The 18,174-nt window shown below is 73.9% G+C and carries 19 protein-coding genes and 1 pseudogene; 14 read left to right on the plus strand and 6 right to left on the minus strand.

Translation table 11 applies throughout. The features are described from left to right. On the plus strand, nt 1-948 hold a 948-nt coding region (locus B1L11_RS52155), incomplete at its 5' end, for a glycoside hydrolase family 11 protein (protein ID WP_143737612.1). A 240-nt stretch (nt 949-1,188) separates the two neighbouring features. After that, nucleotides 1,189-2,058: a fumarylacetoacetate hydrolase family protein gene (locus tag B1L11_RS28365; RefSeq protein WP_079317882.1), complete on the plus strand. Its 870-nt coding sequence runs from the start codon at nt 1,189-1,191 to the stop codon at nt 2,056-2,058. A gap of 60 nt (nt 2,059-2,118) precedes the next feature. Here B1L11_RS28365 and B1L11_RS28370 read toward each other — a convergent pair whose 3' ends face one another. After that, nucleotides 2,119-2,505 (minus strand): helix-turn-helix domain-containing protein, encoded by a 387-nt coding sequence (locus B1L11_RS28370; protein WP_226872716.1) that lies wholly within the window; start codon nt 2,503-2,505, stop codon nt 2,119-2,121. Between the two features lie 124 nt (nt 2,506-2,629). Here B1L11_RS28370 and B1L11_RS28375 point away from each other — a divergent pair, with 124 nt between their 5' ends. Then, complete coding sequence (locus B1L11_RS28375) at nt 2,630-3,370, plus strand: SDR family oxidoreductase (RefSeq protein ID WP_079317886.1); 741 nt, start codon at nt 2,630-2,632, stop codon at nt 3,368-3,370. Between the two features lie 43 nt (nt 3,371-3,413). Here B1L11_RS28375 and B1L11_RS28380 read toward each other — a convergent pair whose 3' ends face one another. Beyond that, nucleotides 3,414-3,959: a DinB family protein gene (locus tag B1L11_RS28380; RefSeq protein ID WP_079317888.1), complete on the minus strand. Its 546-nt coding sequence runs from the start codon at nt 3,957-3,959 to the stop codon at nt 3,414-3,416. 116 nt (nt 3,960-4,075) lie between these two features. Between B1L11_RS28380 and B1L11_RS28385 the strand changes: the two genes are divergently transcribed. The 10 genes from B1L11_RS28385 to B1L11_RS28420 all read left to right on the plus strand — a co-directional run bounded on the left by B1L11_RS28385 (nt 4,076) and on the right by B1L11_RS28420 (nt 13,471). After that, the gene (locus B1L11_RS28385) at nt 4,076-5,083 is read left to right on the plus strand and encodes an SWIM zinc finger family protein (RefSeq protein WP_179155361.1); all 1,008 of its coding nucleotides are present in this window, start codon (nt 4,076-4,078) and stop codon (nt 5,081-5,083) included. After that, the gene (locus B1L11_RS52160; protein WP_079317890.1) at nt 5,080-5,334 is read left to right on the plus strand and encodes a hypothetical protein; all 255 of its coding nucleotides are present in this window, start codon (nt 5,080-5,082) and stop codon (nt 5,332-5,334) included. Before B1L11_RS28385 ends, B1L11_RS52160 begins: the two co-directional genes overlap by 4 nt. Next, a complete protein-coding gene (locus B1L11_RS28395) occupies nt 5,288-6,463 on the plus strand; it encodes a DUF5691 domain-containing protein (RefSeq protein WP_079317892.1) in 1,176 nt (391 codons plus the stop codon). Before B1L11_RS52160 ends, B1L11_RS28395 begins: the two co-directional genes overlap by 47 nt. After that, on the plus strand, nt 6,460-7,527 hold the full coding sequence (locus B1L11_RS28400) for an AAA family ATPase (protein ID WP_079317942.1): 1,068 nt from the start codon (nt 6,460-6,462) through the stop codon (nt 7,525-7,527). The genes B1L11_RS28395 and B1L11_RS28400 overlap by 4 nt, the downstream gene beginning before the upstream one ends. Continuing rightward, complete coding sequence (locus tag B1L11_RS47185) at nt 7,517-9,850, plus strand: DUF5682 family protein (protein WP_372974739.1); 2,334 nt, start codon at nt 7,517-7,519, stop codon at nt 9,848-9,850. Before B1L11_RS28400 ends, B1L11_RS47185 begins: the two co-directional genes overlap by 11 nt. Beyond that, entirely contained in the window at nt 9,850-10,986 is a 1,137-nt protein-coding gene (locus B1L11_RS28410; protein WP_079317894.1) for a VWA domain-containing protein, read from the plus strand. The genes B1L11_RS47185 and B1L11_RS28410 overlap by 1 nt, the downstream gene beginning before the upstream one ends. Nucleotides 10,987-11,015: 29 nt before the next feature. Then, the gene (locus tag B1L11_RS48695) at nt 11,016-11,741 is read left to right on the plus strand and encodes an MFS transporter (RefSeq protein ID WP_218671361.1); all 726 of its coding nucleotides are present in this window, start codon (nt 11,016-11,018) and stop codon (nt 11,739-11,741) included. Continuing rightward, nucleotides 11,714-12,181, plus strand: a complete 468-nt coding sequence (locus B1L11_RS48700) for a hypothetical protein (protein ID WP_218671362.1) — start codon at nt 11,714-11,716, stop codon at nt 12,179-12,181. The genes B1L11_RS48695 and B1L11_RS48700 overlap by 28 nt, the downstream gene beginning before the upstream one ends. Beyond that, a complete protein-coding gene (locus tag B1L11_RS48705; RefSeq protein WP_218671363.1) occupies nt 12,118-12,366 on the plus strand; it encodes a hypothetical protein in 249 nt (82 codons plus the stop codon). The genes B1L11_RS48700 and B1L11_RS48705 overlap by 64 nt, the downstream gene beginning before the upstream one ends. Nucleotides 12,367-12,475: 109 nt before the next feature. Then, on the plus strand, nt 12,476-13,471 hold the full coding sequence (locus tag B1L11_RS28420) for an enolase C-terminal domain-like protein (protein WP_079317896.1): 996 nt from the start codon (nt 12,476-12,478) through the stop codon (nt 13,469-13,471). Between the two features lie 120 nt (nt 13,472-13,591). Here the strand turns inward: B1L11_RS28420 and B1L11_RS52165 are convergent, their stop codons facing one another. Next, a complete protein-coding gene (locus B1L11_RS52165; protein ID WP_256862967.1) occupies nt 13,592-14,104 on the minus strand; it encodes a hypothetical protein in 513 nt (170 codons plus the stop codon). Next, the gene (locus B1L11_RS52170; protein ID WP_256862968.1) at nt 14,008-14,424 is read right to left on the minus strand and encodes an NAD(P)-binding domain-containing protein; all 417 of its coding nucleotides are present in this window, start codon (nt 14,422-14,424) and stop codon (nt 14,008-14,010) included. The genes B1L11_RS52165 and B1L11_RS52170 overlap by 97 nt, the downstream gene beginning before the upstream one ends. A gap of 188 nt (nt 14,425-14,612) precedes the next feature. Between B1L11_RS52170 and B1L11_RS55240 the strand changes: the two are divergent. Continuing rightward, nucleotides 14,613-14,798, plus strand: a pseudogene (locus B1L11_RS55240) (hypothetical protein); the annotation flags it as partial. Here the strand turns inward: B1L11_RS55240 and B1L11_RS28435 are convergent. Beyond that, the gene (locus B1L11_RS28435) at nt 14,782-16,494 is read right to left on the minus strand and encodes an LCP family protein (protein WP_218671364.1); all 1,713 of its coding nucleotides are present in this window, start codon (nt 16,492-16,494) and stop codon (nt 14,782-14,784) included. The pseudogene B1L11_RS55240 and the gene B1L11_RS28435 sit on opposite strands and share 17 nt — an antisense overlap. A 99-nt stretch (nt 16,495-16,593) precedes the next feature. After that, on the minus strand, nt 16,594-18,099 hold the full coding sequence (locus B1L11_RS28440) for a S9 family peptidase (protein WP_079317898.1): 1,506 nt from the start codon (nt 18,097-18,099) through the stop codon (nt 16,594-16,596). Nucleotides 18,100-18,174 lie beyond the last annotated feature (75 nt).

An 18,174-nucleotide genomic window follows, 5' to 3' on the forward strand; every position in this document is an offset into this window, starting at 1 on the left:
TACTTCTATTCGTTCTGGACCGACAGCCAGGGCACGGTCTCCATGGAGTTGGGGTCCGGCGGGAACTACAGCACCTCATGGCGCAACACCGGCAACTTCGTCGCCGGTAAGGGCTGGAGCACCGGCGGGCGCAGAACCGTGACCTACTCGGGCAGCTTCAATCCGTCCGGCAACGCGTACCTGTCGCTGTACGGGTGGACGCGGAACCCGCTGGTGGAGTACTACATCGTCGACAACTGGGGCACCTACCGGCCGACGGGCACGTACAAGGGCACCGTCACCTCCGACGGCGGCACCTACGACATCTACGAGACGACGCGCTACAACGCGCCCTCGATCGACGGCAACCAGACGTTCAACCAGTACTGGAGTGTCCGGCAGCAGAAGAGGACCGGCGGCACCATCACCACCGGCAACCACTTCGACGCCTGGGCCCGTTACGGCATGAACCTGGGCAGCCACGACTACCAGATCCTCGCGACCGAGGGATACCAGAGCAGCGGAAACTCCAACATCACGGTCGGCGGCTCCTCCGGCGGCGACGGCTCCACGCCGCCCCCGAGCGGCGGCGGTGGCCAGATCAAGAGCGTCGCCTCCGGCCGCTGCCTGGACGTGCCGAACGCCAGTACCACCGACGGCACCCAGGTGCAGCTGTGGGACTGCAACGGCCAGAGCAACCAGCAGTGGAGTTACACCTCCGCCCAGGAGCTGCGGGTCTACGGCAACAAGTGCCTGGACGCCGCGGGCACCGGCAACGGCGCCAAGGTCCAGATCTACAGCTGCTGGGGTGGCGACAACCAGAAGTGGCGCCTCAACTCGGACGGGACCATCGTCGGCGTACAGTCGAACCTGTGCCTGGACGCCGTCGGCGCGGGCACGAGCAACGGCACCCAGATCCAGCTCTACTCCTGCTGGGGTGGCAACAACCAGAAGTGGACGCGGAGCTGACGCCCGGGGCCGCGACCCCCGCCTGCTGATCCTTTCCTTTCGGTGAGGAAGCTCCGGTGCGGCGGCGTCCGCCGCACCGGAGCGTTCCCTGACGGGCCACCCCGTGCCGATCCCGGTGAAAGGCTCTGGGAACCGCCCGCGCGGGTAGCGGGGCCTTCCCCAGCCGGGCCGGCTCATACCACGATGGGCCGCAGCAGTTGCCGATGAGAAACACTCGTCGACTCGTGAAGGCACACACTGATGCGACTTGTTCGTGGTTACCTCCCCGATCACACCGGCGCTTCACGGTCCGCGCGCTGGGCCGTCCGCGACGAGGAGGGCGACCGCCTGCTACCCGAGGACTTCTCGCTCGGGGAGGCGCTGTCGTCCGGCCTCGGCCACTTCCGCCGGTCCCTCGCGGCGGCGGCCGGTGAGGCCGTGACGCTGGCCTCGCTCGCGGCCCCCGTGGACCGCTGGACGGAGGTCTGGGCCGCCGGGGTCACCTACCGCAGATCTCGGGAGGCGCGCAGAGAGGAGAGCCGCGCCCCCGACGTCTACGAGATGGTGTACGACGCTCCCCGCCCCGAACTGTTCTTCAAGTCCCTCGGCTGGCGGGTGCGCGGGCACGGGCAGGCGATCGCCGTACGGCCCGACTCGTCCTGGAACGTCCCGGAGCCGGAGCTGGCCGTGGTCGTCTGCGCCAACGGGGAGATCGCCGGGTACACCATCTGCGACGACGTGAGCTCCCGTTCCATCGAGGGCGAGAACCCGCTGTACCTCCCGCAGGCGAAGGTCTACCTCGGCGGCACCGCCCTGGGGCCGGGCATCCGCCCCGCCTGGGAGGTCCCGGACCCCTACGCCCTCGGCATCCGTCTCGGTATCTCGCGCGGCTCCCGGGAGGTCTGGGCGGGCTCGGCGAGCACCGGCCTGCTCCACCGGTGCATCGACGACCTGGTGGAGCATCTCCTGCGCGCCGACCGCTATCCGTACGGGGTGGTCCTGGCCACCGGCACCTGTCTCGTGCCCGAGTCGGACTTCACACTGACGCCGGGCGACGAGGTGCGCATCGAGATCGACGGCCTGGGCCGTCTGGTCACCCCCGTGGGCACGGTCGCGGACGTGGACGTGTGACGGGCCTCCCGGGGCTGCCGGCGGCCCCGCGCGGGATCACGGTCGCCTGAGGGGAGGCGCTCACGTCGCGTCGCTCGCCTGCTCGCCGGGCGAGGCGGCCGGTGCGCCGTGCGCCGCTCGGGCGGCGACGATGGCGTCCGCATGGTCGCGTATCCAGGCCGTCAGACCTCGCAGTGGTTCGCTGATGCCCGCGCCGAGCGGCGTCAGCCGGTAACTCACCTGGGGTGGAGCGGAGGGCACGACGGTGCGGTGCACCAGGCCGTCCTGGGCGAGCGTGCGCAACGTCTGCGAGAGCATCTTCTCGCTGATCCCCTCGATCTTCTCGCGCAGCTCGAAGAACCGGAGCGGTCCGCCGGACAGCGCGCTCAGCACCAGCACGCCCCAGCGGCTCGTGACATGCTCCAGCACCATGCGGGCGGCGCAGCCGCTGTGAAACTCGTCACTCAATGGCTCCGCCTCCGCCCTGCGGCCTGGACTCCGACTTCGAGGTCATGAACTTACCTCAAGGTACGTCCTTACTGAAAGAAAGCCAGTCTCCTAACGTGACTCCTCGGGTCGAGGGGAGCGGGAAATGGAGAAGGTCGCACTCGTGACAGGTGCCGGTCGGGGGATCGGCGCCGCGGCAGCCCGGGAACTGGCGGCACGCGGATATCACGTGATCCTGAACTACCGTCGCGACGAGGCGGCGGTCAAAGCCGTGGCCGGCGCGATCGAAGAGGCCGGGGGAACCGCCGAGCCCGTCCGTGCCGATGTGACCGAGCCGCGGCAGGCGGAGGACTTGATCGCCGCCTGCCGTCGCCTCGACGTCCTGGTGTGCAACGCGAACATCCAACCGCCGTTCGCTCCGCTGGCCGAGATGACCTGGGAAGACTTCGCCGGGAAGGTCACCGGTGAACTCGCCGCCGTCTTCCACGTCAGCAAGCTCGCTCTCGCACTGATGCGAGAGCGGCGACGGGGCCGGATCGTGTACGTCTCCAGCGTCGCCGCCGGCCTCGTCCGGCCGGGAGGCGTCGCGCACACGTCGGCGAAGGCGGCGCTCGAGGCCTTCGCCCAGCAGGTGGCCGGGGAAGCCGGGCCGTACGGGATCACCGTCAACATCGTGGCCCCCGGCGCGGTCCGCACCGACGCCTCGGCAGGGCTTCGCACCCCTGAAGTCGAGGCCGCACTGGGCAGACGTTCGGTCCTGGGGCGGATGCTGGAGCCCGAGGACGTGGCCGCGGTGATCGCCGCCGTCGCGGACGGGGGCTTCCACGCCGTCACCGGGGCCCGCGTCATCGTGGACGCGGGACACGGCATTCTCATCGACCGATGAGGCCCTCAGCCGGGCGATCACCGGGGATCGCCGGCTCACGCCCTCACTGGCCGGTGGCGCCGTCGATCCGCTCGCGGAGCAGGTCGGCATGCCCGTTGTGGCGCGCGTACTCGGCGATCATGCCCACGAGGATGCGGCGCAGTGACACCGGCTGCCCGGTGGCGCGGTGGACGCCGGTCTCGTCCAGTGAGCGGGCGGCGGCCACGATCTCGCGGGAGCGCTCGCACTCCGCCCGCCACACGGCGAACGCCTCCTCGACGTCCCCGTCCAGATCCTCGAAGTCCTGGTCGGGGTCGTCGTCGGAGTAGTAGAGGAGCGGGACGTCCTCACCGGCGAACTGGATGCGGAACCACCACCGCTCCACGGCTGCGAGGTGCCGGAGGATCCCGTGGAGACTGAGCCCTGACGGCGGCACCCCCTTGTCCGACAGCCGTTCCTTCGGCACACCCGAGCACTTCAGCGCGAACGTCTCGCGGTGCCAGTCGAGGAAGGCCGTGAGGATCCCCCGCTCGTCGCCGACGAGGGGCAGGGCGGACCGGGAATCCTCGTCCCACGTCTTCGAGTAGTTCGCCTCGGGAATCTCGCTCATGGGCCCGATCCTGCCAGACGGCACCGACACCTTCCGGCCGCCGCGACTCCCGGCCGGTGCGGCGGCGTCCGCGGCCGGGCCCGGTTTTGTCGGAGCGCGTGGCTACTGTGCGGCGCGTGAAGGAAAGGTGGGGCGGGGCCGCGACCCGGAACACGGGCGACGCCGAGGCAGACCGCGCCCGAGCCGGCGCCGAGGGCGGTGGCCGGGCGGCGGCCAGGCGCACCCAGGCAGAGCAGCGGGAGAGCAGGGTCGCCGCGGGCCTGTCGGAGCTGGAGCGGTGGCTGGCCGACCAGATCGGGCAGGGGATCGCGCAGGCGCGCCAGACGGGGCCGGCCGACTGGGACGACCTCGCCAGGCGGCTGGTCGACGCGCAGGCCCCGGGTGTGGCGGGGACGGTCACGCGGCTCTCGCGCGTGCTCGCCGCCGAGGACTGGCCGGGCCTTCTGCTCGCGGAGTACGCGCTGCTTCATCTGCTCGCGGTCGCCCATCGCCGCGCCGCCGCGCTGCCCGAGCCGTTGCGGCAGACCGTGCGGGCGCGGGTCGGCTTCCCCGTCACCAGGGAGTCCGTCCTGGCCACCCCGGCGGTGCCGGACCACTGGGATGTCGTCGGCTGCCGGGACGAGGAGCAGGACCGGCTGGTCGCCCGGCGCGTGTGGCTGGCGGGCCGCACGACGGGCCGCCTGGCGATGGTGCTGTCGTTCTCGCCGGTCGGGCAGCCGCTCGAGTCGTTTCCGCCGCCGGGCACGACGATCGACGCCGACCTGGCCTTCTACCCGGGGGCGTCGCCGCTGCGCGCCCTGGTGGCAGAGCGGCGGAGCCTCGTCGACGCGGGCCCGCCCCCGGGGACGAAGGTCTCCCAGGTGCCCGCGCTGATCGCGGAGGTGCTCGCGGCCGATCCCTGGACCGACTCCTGGCCGCTGGTGCTCGACGGGGCCGTCCCCTGCCCGGACGGCCTCGCGGACGACGAGGGGAACGCGCTGCCGCTGCATCCGTCCGCGGGCGTCCCGTGGCGGCTGCTGGCCGTCTCAGGCGGGCGGCCGGTGACGGTCGCCGCCGAGTGGACGCCGCGCGGGCTGCTCCCGCTGACGGCCTGGGACGAGGAGGGCGGGGTGGTGCGGTTATGACCCGGGCCGTTCCCGGCGGGTGGGAGGCCGGGCGGGTCACGTGGGAGGAACTGGTGTCCACCGCGCTGGTGGGCGCAGACCGCCGCGCCGTCCCGCCGGAGAGCCTGCTGGAGCGGGCGGCCGAGCAGGTGGTCCGGATGCGCGCGGGCGGCGGCCGGGCAGGGGCGGCCGCCGCCCCCGGCGGCGGCCGAGACGCTGCCGCTCGTGCCCCGCGCCGCCGCGGACCGGCTGGCCCGGATGCTCGCCGGTGAGCAGGGCAGGCTGCTGACCGAGTGGCTGGAGACGGCCGCCGCGCGGCGGGTGCGGGTTCCGGCCGAGATGATCCCCGGGCTGCTCGACCTCGGGGCGCGGGACCGGTCGATCCGTGCGTACCTGGGAGCGGTCACCGGGGCCCGGGGTCGCTGGCTCGCGGGTCTCAACTCCGCCTGGACGTACCTGCTGGCGGAGCCGGCGCACGTGCCGCCCGACGAGGTGTGGGAGCTCGGCACGAGCGGTGACAGGCGCGCCTTCCTGACCGCGTTGCGGCGCCGCGATCCGGCTGCCGCGCGGGAACTGCTGGAACGCGGCTGGAGCGCGGAGACGCCGGAGGACCGGGCCGTCTTCGTGACGATCCTCGCCGACGGCCTCGGCATGGCCGACGAGCCGTTCCTGGAGGCGGTGCTCGACGACCGGCGCCGCGAGGTGCGGCAGGCCGCCGCCGACCTCCTCACCCGCCTGCCGCGGTCGCGGCTGGCCCTCCGCATGACCGCACGGGCGCGCCGGTTCGTGACCGGGAACGGCTCCGGGCTGCGGGCGGAGCCGCCACCGGCCTGCGACGGCGCGATGGAACGCGACGGGGTCAGGGCACGGCCACCCGCCGGCATGGAGACGCGGGGCTGGTGGCTGCAGCAGGTGGTGGCGCACACGCCGCTGTCGTTCTGGCCGGGTCACCTCGGCATGTCGCCGGGCGAGATCGCGGCGGCCCGGATCGGCGACTGGGAGCGGGAGGTCCGCATGGGCTGGACCCGGGCCGCCATCCTGCAGCGGGACGCGACGTGGGCGCGCGCCCTGTTCGAGGCCGAGCCGCTGACCGACCTGCTGGCCGTGCTCCCGCCCGAGGAGCGGTCCCACCGGGCGGCCGAGCTGGTGGCGGGCCACCCGGTGGACGGCCAGATGGTCATGATGCTGGGGGGCGTGCCGCGGCCGTGGGGGCACCGGCTGGCCAGGGCCGTGCTCAAGAAGATCGTCGAGACCACGCGGACGCAGCCGTGGAACGCCGGCGAGCTGATCCGGCTGGCGGGGGAGCGGTTCGACCCCGCGATGCACGAGCACGCGGGGGAGGTCCCCGAACTGGCCGCGACCCTGCGATTCCGCTTCGACATGCTCAAGGAGCTTGCATGACCAGCGTTCTGCGCCCGCACGCGGAGGACCAGTTCGCCGACGAGCTGGCGATCCTCGCGAAGACCGACGACCGGCCGCGCCCGCCCGGCTGGCGGCTGTCGCCCTGGGCGGTCACGACCTACGTTCTGGGGGACGGCGGCCAGATCACGCCGAAGTACATCGGCCCGCGCAGGATCGTCGAGGTCGCGGTGGCGACGCTCGCCACCGACAGGGCGCTGTTGCTGCTCGGCGTGCCCGGCACGGCCAAGACCTGGCTGTCCGAGCACCTCGCCGCGGCGATCAGCGGCGACTCGACTCTGCTCGTGCAGGGCACGGCCGGCACGGCGGAGGAGGCCGTCCGCTACGGGTGGAACTACGCGCGGCTGCTGTCGGAGGGCCCTTCCCGCCGGGCGCTGACGCCGAGCCCGGTCATGCGCGCGATGGCGGAGGGACGGCTGGCCCGGGTCGAGGAGCTCACCCGCATGCCGTCCGACGTCCAGGACGCCCTGATCATGGTGCTGTCGGAGAAGACGCTGCCGATCCCGGAGCTCGGGGAGGAGGTGCAGGCGGCCAAGGGCTTCAACGTCATCGCCACCGCCAACGACCGCGACCGCGGGGTCAACGACCTGTCGAGCGCGCTGCGCAGGCGGTTCAACACCGTCGTGCTGCCGGTCCCCGCCACCACGGAGGAGGAGGTCGACATCGTGGCCCGGCGCGTGGCACAGCTCGGCCGCTCCCTGGAACTGCCCGAGACCGTGACCGGGCTGGAGGAGATCCGCCGCGTGGTGACGGTCTTCCGGGAACTGCGCGCGGGCGTGACCTCCGACGGGCGGACCAAGGTCAAGTCGCCCAGCGGCACGCTCAGCACGGCGGAGGCCATCTCGGTCGTCACCAGCGGGATCGTGCTCGCCGCCCACTTCGGGGACGGCGTGCTGCGCCCGGCCGACGTCGCGGGCGGCATCGTGGGGGCGGTGGTCCAGGATCCGGTGTCCGACCGCGTGGTCTGGCAGGAGTACCTGGAGACGGTCGTCCGCGACCGCGACGACTGGCGCGACTTCTACCGGGCCTGCCGCGATGCCGGCTGAGATCGCCGCCGACGCCTCGCCCGGCCCGGGGGTGCCGGAGGTCCCCATGCCGGAGGTGCGGGTGCTGGGGGTGCGGCACCACGGGCCGGGATCGGCCAGGGCCGTGCGTGACGAGCTGAACCGGATCCGGCCCGACCTGGTGCTCGTCGAGGGCCCGCCCGAGGCCGACGGCCTGGTGGCGCTCGCCGCCGACCCCGGCATGCGCCCGCCCGTCGCGCTGCTGGCGTACGTGCCGGGGGAGCCGTCGCGGGCCGCATTCTGGCCGTTCGCGGAGTTCTCGCCGGAGTGGCAGGCGATCGCCTACGCCGCCCGGGCGGGCGTCGAGGCGCGGTTCTGCGACCTGCCCGCGGCGCACGGTCTCGCGCTGGACGCCGACCCCGCACGCCGCGATCCCATCGGCGAGCTGGCCCGCGCGGCGGGGTACGACGACCCGGAGCGGTGGTGGGAGGACCTCGTCGAGCACCGGGGCGAGGCCGGGACGCTCGACGTGGTCGCCGAGGCCATGCGGGCCGTGCGCGAGGGGCACGTCGCGGAGGGCGTCGAGGCCCGGCGCGAGGCGTACATGCGCAGGACGCTGCGGAAGGCGGCGCGGGAGGGCTTCGCCCGGATCGCGGTGGTCTGCGGGGCCTGGCACCTGCCCGCGCTGACTCCGCTCGCGCTGGCTCCGCCCACGCCGTCCCTGTCCGGCGGCCGCGCCCGCGGGAGCGCCTGCCCGACGGGGCCCGGCCGGGACGTGCCGGACGGGCCAGGCAGCCCGCCCTCGGCGGCGGAGGACGAGCGGCTGCTGCGCGGCCTGCCCAAGGTCAGGGTCGAGATGACATGGGTGCCGTGGACCCACGGACGGCTCGCGGCGGGCGCGGGCTACGGCGCGGGCGTCGCCGCGCCGGGGTGGTACGAGCACCTGTTCACGGCGCCCGACCGCCCGGTGGAGCGCTGGCTCGCCCGCGCCGCCGCGATCCTGCGGGAGGAGGACCTGCCCGTCTCCACCGCGCACGTCATCGAGGCCGTACGGCTGGCCGAGGGACTGGCGGCGCTGCGCGGCAGGCCGCTCGCCGGGCTGTCGGAGGTCACCGAGGCGGTCAGGGCGGTGCTGTGCGGCGGCGACGAGCTGCCGGTCGAGCTGGTGCAGCGGCGGATGGTCGTGGGGGAGCGGCTCGGGCGGGTGCCGGACGCCACGCCGATGGTGCCGCTGCGGCGGGACCTGCGCGACGAGCAGCGGCGGCTGCGCATGAAACCGGAGGCCATGGCGGGGGAGCACGACCTCGACCTGCGCAGGCCGCTCGACCTCGGCCGCAGCCGGCTGCTGCACCGGCTCGCCCTGCTGGAGGTGCCCTGGGGAACGCGGCGGCGGGCCCGGACCAAGGGGACGTTCAAGGAGTCCTGGTCGCTGGAGTGGCGCCCCGAGCTCGACGTGGCCCTCATCGAGGCCGCCGTGTGGGGGATCACGGTCGAGGCGGCGGCGACCGCCCGCGTACGCGACCTCGCGGGCGGCGCGGGCCTGCCCGAGCTGGCGGTGCTGGTCGAGCGCTGCCTGCTCGCCCACCTGCCGGACGCGCTGCCGTACGTCCTGGGACGCATCGAGGACCGGGCGGCGCTCGACGGCGAGGTGCGCCACCTCATGGGCGCGCTGCCCGCGCTCGTGCGGGCCCGCCGCTACGGGGACGTGCGCGGCACCGAGGGCCTCGCCGGCGTCACCGAGTCGATGCTCGCGCGGATCTGCGCCGGCCTGTCCCCCGCCCTCACGGGACTGGACGAGGACGCGGCGCGCGAGATGGCGGCGCTGATGGACGGCGTCCACACCGCGGCCGGGTTGATGGGGAGCGGCCGGTGGCTCACGACGCTGGCCGGGATCGCCCGGCGCGACGACCTGCCGGGGCTGCTCGACGGCCGGATCGTGCGGATCCTGTTCGACGCCGAGGCCCTGGAGGACGACGTGGCCGCCCGCATGGCGCGGTCGATGTCGCCCGGCAACCCCCCGGCCCGGTCGGCGGCCTGGATGGAGGGCTTCCTGTCCGGGGGCGGCCTGCTGCTCGTCCACGACCCGCGCCTGCTCGCCACCGTGGACGCCTGGCTCACCGGCCTGTCACCCGAGGCGTTCGTGGACGTGCTGCCGCTGCTGCGGCGCACGTTCGTGGCGTTCCCGGCGCCGGAGCGGCGGATGCTCGGCCGGCGGGTCCGCTCCGGTGCCGCACTCCGTTCCTCCGCACCGGGCTCCTCGGAAGCGGGCGGCGCCGAGGGGGCGGACTGCGACGACGGGCTGGCGGCGGGGGCCGTGCGGACCGTGCGCGCGATCCTGGGACGCGAGACGGGAGGGAGACCCTGATGGACGGCGAGGACGAGAGGCTGCGCCGCTGGCGACTGGTGCTGGGCGGCGCCGCCGAGGGGACGCTGGACGCAGCGGACGCCCGGATGGACGCCGCCCTCACGGCCCTCTACGACGACGGGCAGGAACGGCGCGGCGCCGGCCTCGGCGCGTCCGCGCCGCGAGTGGCCCGATGGCTGGGGGACATCAGGGAGTACTTCCCCGCGGGCGTCGTGCAGGTCATGCAGAAGGACGCCATCGAGCGGCTCGACCTGACCCGGCTGCTGCTTGAGCCCGAGATGCTGGAGGCCGTCGAGCCCGACGTGCACCTGGTGGGCACGCTGCTGTCGCTGAGCCGGCTGATGCCGGAGCGGGCCCTCGAGTCGGCCAGGGCCGTCGTCCGCACGGTCGTGCGTGACCTGGAGGCGCGGCTGACGCGGCGCACCCTGACGGCCGTCAGCGGCGCGCTCGACCGCTCGGCCAGGACCCACCGGCCCAGGAGGGCGGCCGAGGTCGACTGGGACCGTACGATCCGGGCGAACCTGCGCAACTACCTCCCCGAGCGGAAGACCGTCGTGCCCTCCAGGCTGGTCGGATACGCCCGCGGACAGCGGGCCGTGCAGCGGGAGGTCGTGCTGGCCGTCGACCAGAGCGGCTCGATGGCCGCTTCAGTGGTGTACGCGGGCGTCTTCGCCGCGGTGCTCGCCTCGATGCGTTCGCTCAAGACCTCGTTCGTGGCCTTCGACACGGCCGTGGCCGACCTGACCGACCGGCTGCGCGATCCCGTCGAGGTGCTGTTCGGCACCCAGCTCGGCGGCGGCACCGACATCAACCGGGCCGTGGCCTACTGCCAGAACCTCGTCACCCGCCCGGCCGACACGATCTTCCTGCTGATCAGCGACCTGTACGAGGGCGGGCCGCGGGAGGAGATGCTGCGCAGGATCGCCGCGATGACGGCCACCGGGGTCCAGGTGATCGTGCTGCTCGCACTGTCGGACGAGGGGGCGCCGCGGTACGACCACGACAACGCGGCGGCGCTGGCCGCGATGGGTGTCCCGGCCTTCGCCTGCACACCGGACGCCTTTCCCGGTCTCATGGCGGCCGCCATCGAGCGCCGGTCCTACGACCAAGGTCGCATTTCCGTGTCAGGACGGTGATTTGTAATGTCCGTATCATGTCTTCGGTAATGACCGCCCCAGCCGTCTTCAGCCAGCGATACCGCGCCCTGAGCGTCGGGATGGTGGCCCTGGTGATGCTCGTGGCGTTCGAATATCTCGCGGTGGCCACCGCGATGCCCTTGATCGGCCGGGAGCTGAACGGCTACCACCTGTACGGCCTGGCGTTCAGCGGCGGCATGGCGGCCAACGTCATCGCCACGGTGGTCGGCGGGCGCTGGAGTGACGCACGGGGGCCGTTCCCCGCCCTGTGGACGGGAGTGGCGGGGTTCGTCGCCGGGCTGGCCGTTTCCGGGTTCGCTCCCGCCATGGAGGTCTTCCTCGTCGGCCGATTCCTCCAGGGACTCGGCGGCGGCCTGTTCAACGTGGCGCTGTACGTCCTCGTCGCCCAGGCGTACCCCTCCGCCATGCACCCGCGGGTGTTCTCCGCGCTGGCCGCGGCGTGGGTGCTGCCGTCCGTGGTCGGCCCGGCCGTCACCGGCTTCGTGGCGGAGACCTGGAGCTGGCGCTGGATCTTCCTGGGCGTGGCGGTGCTGTCGGTCCCCGCCGCGCTGATCATGTGGCGGGGCCTGCCCGCGACGGCCGGCAGCCGAGGGAGGCGATGGGCCGGGCCTTCCTGCCCAGGTTCGCCTGGGGTGTGTGCGCAGCGATCGGCGCGGCCCTGCTGCAGTACGGCAGCGGCGCGGCGGCCGCGGGCATCCCCCTGGTCGTGGCCGGGCTGGCGGTGCTCGCGCTGACGCTGCCGAGGCTGCTGCCCAAGGGGACGCTGCGCGCCGCCCGGGGCCTGCCCACCGTGGTCGCGCTGCGCGGCCTGGGCGCCGGGTCGTTCTTCGCCGCCGAGGTGTTCGTCCCGCTGATGCTGGTCCAGGAGCGGGGGCTGAACGCCGCCGAGGCCGGTCTCGCGCTCACCGGGGGGTCGCTCGCCTGGTCGCTCGGCTCGTGGATCCAGGGCCGCAGGCCGCACGCGCGGGCGCTGACCATCCGCCTCGGCGCGACGCTGATCGCCGCCGGGATCTGCGTCACCGCGTTCGCCGTCATCCCCAGCGCGCCCGTCCTCGTCGTGTTCGCGGGCTGGTGGTGGCCGGGCTCGGCATCGGCATGGTCTTCCCGACGTTGTCGGTGCTGGTCCTGGAGCTGTCGGCGCCGGGGGAGGAGGGCCGCAACAGCGCGTCGCTGAGCGTCGGCGAGTCGGTCTTCTCGGTCGTGGCCGTCTCGGTCACCGGCGCGCTGCTCGCCGCGTACGGAGGACTGCCGTGGGTCTACCTGACGTGCCTGGGCCTGCTCGTCGTCATGGCGGGCACGGCCACGCTCGTGGGCGGCCGTTTCGAGCACCGGCGCGAAGCGGGCACCATGGAGGTCTAGGGAATCCCGGAAATCCCGCCGTGGAGCAGGCCGGCCGGGCGCAGCGCACCCGAGGCGCCGCCGGGGACGGCCTCAGGCGGGATCCGGGGGAAGAAGCGAGGGGATCCGAGTGCCGCGAGTCCGGGAGCTGGAGGTCTTCAGGATGACCCTGCCGTACGGCAGGCGTCCGGAGACCGTCCTGATAAAGATCACGGACTACGGCGGCATGGTCGGCTGGGGCGAGGCCGTCGACCCCGCCGAGGCCGGGCCGCTGGAGCGGGCCCTGCCCGCGCTCATCGGCCTCGACTGGGAGCACCCGTCGGAGCTGGGGGAGATCCCCGGCGGCGCGGCCGGCGACATGGCCTGCTGGGACCTGTGGGGACGCATGAACGGCGTCCCGCTCGCCCACGCCCTCGGCGGCAGCCGCACGTCGCTGATCGCGACCGTCAGGCTGACGGCGGACCGCTCGCTGGAGAGCATGGTCGCCCGGGTGAACCGGCACGTCTGCGCGGGCTACGGGCACGTGACCCTGGACGTCCACCCCGGCTGGGACGTCGAGCCGCTGCGCGCCGTGCGCGCCGCCTACCCCGGCCTGGCCATCGCGGTGGACGGGCGCGGCGCCTACACGGAGATCGCGCAGCTGGAGGCGCTGGACGCCTACGGGGTGGTGGCCATCGAACGCCCCTTCAAGGACCTGCTGACCAGCGCCGACCTGCAGGACCGGGTGTCCGCCGCGGTCGCGGTCGAGGTGACCTCCGTGGCCGAGCTCGACGAGGCGGTGAGCCTCAAGGCGGGCCGGGCGATGCTGCTGCGGCCCGCGAAGTTCGGCTCGCTCGGCGCCGTACGGCTCGCGCACGACCGCGCGGTGGAGGCCGGGTGGGACATCGTCTGCGCCGGCGGCCTCGGCGCGGGGCTGGCCCGGGCCGCGACGGTCGCGGTCGCCAGCCTGCCCGGCTGCTCCCTGCCCAGCGACGTGGCCGAGCCGCCGCGCAGCGCCCAGGTGGTGCTCCCGCCGGTCGGCGCGTCCGGCGGGGTCGTCGCCGTGCCGCTGACCCAGCCCGGTCTCGGGCACACCGTGGACGAGGACCGGGTGCGCCGCATGGCCCGCGAGTCGTTCCACGTCTGATCCGCGAGCCGGCGGCTCCCGACCGGCCTCGGGCCGCAATCGGATCCGCCGGCCTCGAACGGGAGGCGCTCACCCGCGCTCACCGAACGGGCGACCTCACACGAGCCCGCCTTTCACCGGTCACGCCGCCGGCTTCTTCATCAGATCCACCAGGCTGGAGAAGCTGCCGGTCGCGTGCCCGGCGTCCATCCCGCGCCGGAACAGGGCGGCGACGGCGGCCGGGAGGGTCGTGTCGACGCCCGCGTCGGCGTTGGTGTGCAGAACGTGTTCGACGCTGGCGGTGCCCATGGCCAGGCGGTCCACGTCGCCGTCGTGCCTGCCGGCGTCGATGCGCGCCGCGTAGAAGGCCAGGAAGCCCGGCAGCGATGCCATGGTCTCGGTGGCGTGCGGCAGGATGTCCGCGGCGGTGAGGCCGTTGGCGTCGGCGAGCGCGACGGCCTGCCAGTAGCTGAGCATGGACGTCCAGAACATCACCATGCCGATCTGGTAGAACAGCGCGGCCAGCCCGGGGTCCTCACCCCGGAAGTCCGTGCGGGTCAGGACTTCGAGGGTGGGACGGGCGGCCTCGAAAGGCGCGCGGGGGCCGCTGTAGAAGGTGGACGACTCGGGCTTGCCGATTCCCGACGGCGGCACGGTGACCCCGCCGGTGATGTGGACCCCGCCGTGCCCGGCGACCCAGCGGGCCCCGCGCGGGTCTTCTCCGGGGTGTCGGAGCTGAGGTTGACCAGCACACGGCCGTTCAACGCGTGCGCGGCCGGTTCGAGCACCGCGTACATCGCGTCGTAGTCGGTGAGGCTCAGGATCACCAGGTCGCCGGCGGCGAGCGCCTCCTCGACGGTCCCGGCGAGTACGGCGCCCTGCCGGACCAGGTCGCCGGCGCGGGACGCCGTACGGTTCCAGACGGTCACCGGGTGGCCCTCGCCGAGGAGGGCGCGGACCATCGCCTGCCCCATGGGCCCGAGTCCGATGACGGTGACGTGCTTGGCCGGGTTCTCCTCGGCGTCCAGCGCCGCCCGGAGGAGCGCCGCGAACTCCTGTTCACCGTGTTCGATGGCGGCGACCGCGACGGCCTCCTTGCCGTCACGCGGCCGTCGAAGGCTGCGCCCGGCGGCTCGCCACCGCGCTACGGGAGTCCGGCTGGATCGACGGTTGCCCCGTCACGGCGGCGGCGCTGGAGACGCTGGGCACGGACTCCGAGATCCAGCGGGTGTGCGCCTCTGCGCTGCGCGGCTGGGAGCGGCTGGTGTACGACAAGCTGCTCAACGCGGGCTTCCGCGAGGAGGACGCCCGGGACCTGGCGACCACGGTCATCAGCACGCTGGAAGGCGCAGAGGTGACGGCCCAGGTCCATCGCAGCGAAGAGCCCCTGCGTGCGGCGGGCCGTCAGCTGGCCCGCCTGGTCGGGTCGTACGACACGGGCGTCGCGGCACGCCGGGACGGGGAGCGGGGCTGAGCGCGCGCCCGGCGTGCGGCGTGTCCCCGCCCGTACGCGCCGGGCGCTCAGCGCGCCATCGCCGTGTGCGGCGCCCCGCAGCCGTCGTCGATCGGGCTCGGTGCCCCCGGCGTCGGGAGCACGGGCGCGGGGGAGGGCGTCGGGGAGGTGCCGGCGCCGGCGCGGCTCCGGCGGCGGGCAGGGAGCCGGACGGCGTGGCGGAAGGGGCGGCCTGGGCGTGGACCGAGGCGCGGATCGCCCTGGCCGTGAGCAGCCGGATCCGATCCCAGTCGGGATAGGCGGTGTTGATCAGGGGCGGCACGAACTGCAGGCTGGTGATCGCGGCGTGCTTGACCTTCCAGGCCAGCGGCACCAGGTGCTCCAGCATGGGCCGGGGCACGTCGGTGCTGATCATCCTGCGCGTGGCCGCCGCGATCTCGGTGAACCGCGTCAGCACCGTGGCCGGGTCGGCCTGCGAGAGCAGGGCCCCCAGGACGCAGCGCTGCCGGTGCATCCGGTCGAAGTCGTCGCTGAAGGTGCGGGAGCGGGCGTACCACAGCGCCTCGGCGCCGTTCAGCCGCCGGGTGCCCGACCTGACCACGCCCTCGTTGTGCAGGCCGTACACGATGTCGCGGTCCACCGTCACCACGAGCCCGCCGAGGGCGTCGATCATCTTCGCGAAGCCCCAGATGTTGACCAGCGCGTACCAGTCGATCCGCAGGCCCAGGATGTGGCCGACCGTCTCCTTGAGGACCTCGGCGCCCATGTGCCGCCGCCCGCCGAACAGCTCGGGGTGGTCGTCGGCGTACTGCCACACCGAGAACAGCAGGTCCTCGCGCCAGCCGGGGCGATACTCCGGAAGCTGGAAACCGAAGGGGAACTGCGCGGCCATGGGGCTGCCCGGAGGGAAGCGGACGTGCTCCAGGTTGCGGGGCAGGCCGAGCAGCACGGTGTTGCCGGTCCGCACGTCCACGCTGGCGACGTTGATGCTGTCGGTGCGCATCCCGATCCGGTTGTCGCCCCAGTCGCCGCCGAGCAGGAGGACGTTGACCCGGTCGCGGCCCGCCCACGGGTCGTCCTGGCGTACGGCGCCGCCCGCCTGGGCCGTCCCGCCCGGCGCGGCGAACAGCGAGTCGAGGGTCTGCTCGGACACGCGGACGTACCGGGCGGCGATCGCGAACGGCACCGCGACGACGACCGCGAGCACGCCCGCGACCAGCCCGGTGAGGACCTGCCCCCTGCGGGGCAGCCGCCCGGGCCGCAAGACGACGTACGACCGGATGACCAGCCAGAACCAGGCGACGGCACAGGCCGCGAACACCAGTGAGATCTGGCCCAGCCAGCCCAGCGCGCGTCCGGCGAGGCCGGCGTCCGCGCCGACGGCCACGCACGCGACGGCGACGACCGCGGTCAGGTAGCCGCCGAGCAGGAGCAGCCCGGTGCGCCACCGGCCCGCTCGCAGGTGCGCCGCGCCGGGCAGCACCGCCGACAGCGCCACCCAGCCGATGAGCGCGGCGGCTCCGAACGCCGGCCCGCCGCGACGCGTCGCCTGCGGGGCGCCGTTCCTGGGCGCCAGATCAGGGGTGACCACGCGTCAATTGAAGCGACACCGGCCGCAGAAAACCCGTGACCGGCCCGAGCCGGAGCAGTCCATACCGGCATTTGACCGAGGCTCGACCCGGGGCTCGACCTACCAGGGGAAGGCGAACAGGCCGTAGTAGGCGGCGGTCAGCAGCAGCAGCGCGGTCCCGCCGAGCACGCCGGCGAGCACGCTCTTCTGCCAGGGCGTCGGCTCCCAGCCGTCCCGCAGGCCGCCGGCCATCGCGGCGAACGTCGTGACCGTCTGCACGAGCATCACGATGGCGAGCAGGCGTACGACCAGCCATCCGGCCTGTACGGCGGGCCAGGCGCCGGCCTGGTTGACCGAGAACAGCACGATGAGCGTGATGAACGCCAGGACGGCGGCGAGCTCCCCGAGGCCGGTCCAGGCCATCCGGCGCAGCCGCCGCCGGATGGCGGGCCACAGCTGCACGCTGGCCTCCATCCTGGCCTGCAGCCGCAGGTCGCGCCCGCGCAGCCGGACGACCATCTCGGTGACCGGCGCCGCGACGTACCCGACCGCGGCCAGGCAGAGCGTGAGCCACAGGATCGTGCTGTCCCCCCACCACGGCGCGGCCGGCACGTCGGCCGCCTCGAAGCGCTGCACCGGCGTCGCCCCCGCGATCGCCACCGAGGGCCTGGCCGTACCCGGCAGGTCCTTGATCCAGTTCGCCAGCGTGGGCAGGTAGTCGGCCGCGTACGGCCCGCCGCGGATCCGCATGGCGTGGTCGGCCCCGGCCAGGAAGCGGATCGTGTAGTCGGTGTTGCCGCCCTCGGCCAGGGCGCCGGTGAGCGTCTCGGTGCTCTCCACGAACGGGATGGACGGGTCGTCGGTGCCGTACAGCGCCAGGACGGGCTGGGTGATCCCGCGCAGGGCGGGCACCCCGTCGTACCGCAGGAAGTCGAAGCCGACCCCGCCCATCGCCCGGGTGAGCAGGTCGCGTACGCCGGTCGGGGCGTGCAGGCGCAGCAGCTGCTCGTTCAGCGCCCAGGCGACCTGGCGCAGCGGTGAGACGTTCGGAGAGGAGACCAGGACCACGAAGGCGGCCCGCGGGTCGCGCGCGGCGGCGATCGGCACGACCCAGCCGCCCTCGCTGACGCCCCACAGGCCGGCCCGCGCCGGGTCGACGTCGGTCCGCCCGCGCAGCACCCGCAGCATGCGCAGGGCGTCGTCGGCGAGCAGGCCGAAGTCGCGGCTGCGGAAGGAGTAGCCCACCGTCCGCTTGTCGTAGGCCAGCGTCACGATGCCCGCCTGGGCCAGCCACTCGGCCTGCTGGGTGAACTCGCCGCCGTCGCCAGAACCCGACCCCTGCACGAACACCATCGCGGGGTGGCGTCCCGGGGACAGGGGGGCCCTGATCGTCGCCTTCAGCGTCTCGTTCTTCGCCGGCACGAGCAGCGTCTCCGTACGGAACCGGTCGGGGCGGGCGACCGGCCGCACTTCGGCGGCGGGCTGGGGAGGTATGTCACGAAACTGGGGCGAAGCGGACAGGGGTGGGGGATCGAAGGCCGGCGGGGAGAGCAGATGGCCGACGGCGGCGAGCACCACCATCAGCACACCGGCGATCACCCCGAGAGTGCCCCGGCCGACGTTCATGAGGCCGCTCCCCCATGCGTACTCGTGATACCGAACCCAGGCTAAGTCATTACTCCCCCTTTGCGTCGTGCACCA

Source organism: Microbispora sp. GKU 823 (assembly GCF_002027145.1).
In the GTDB taxonomy this organism is placed as follows: Bacteria; Actinomycetota; Actinomycetes; order Streptosporangiales; family Streptosporangiaceae; genus Microbispora; species Microbispora siamensis.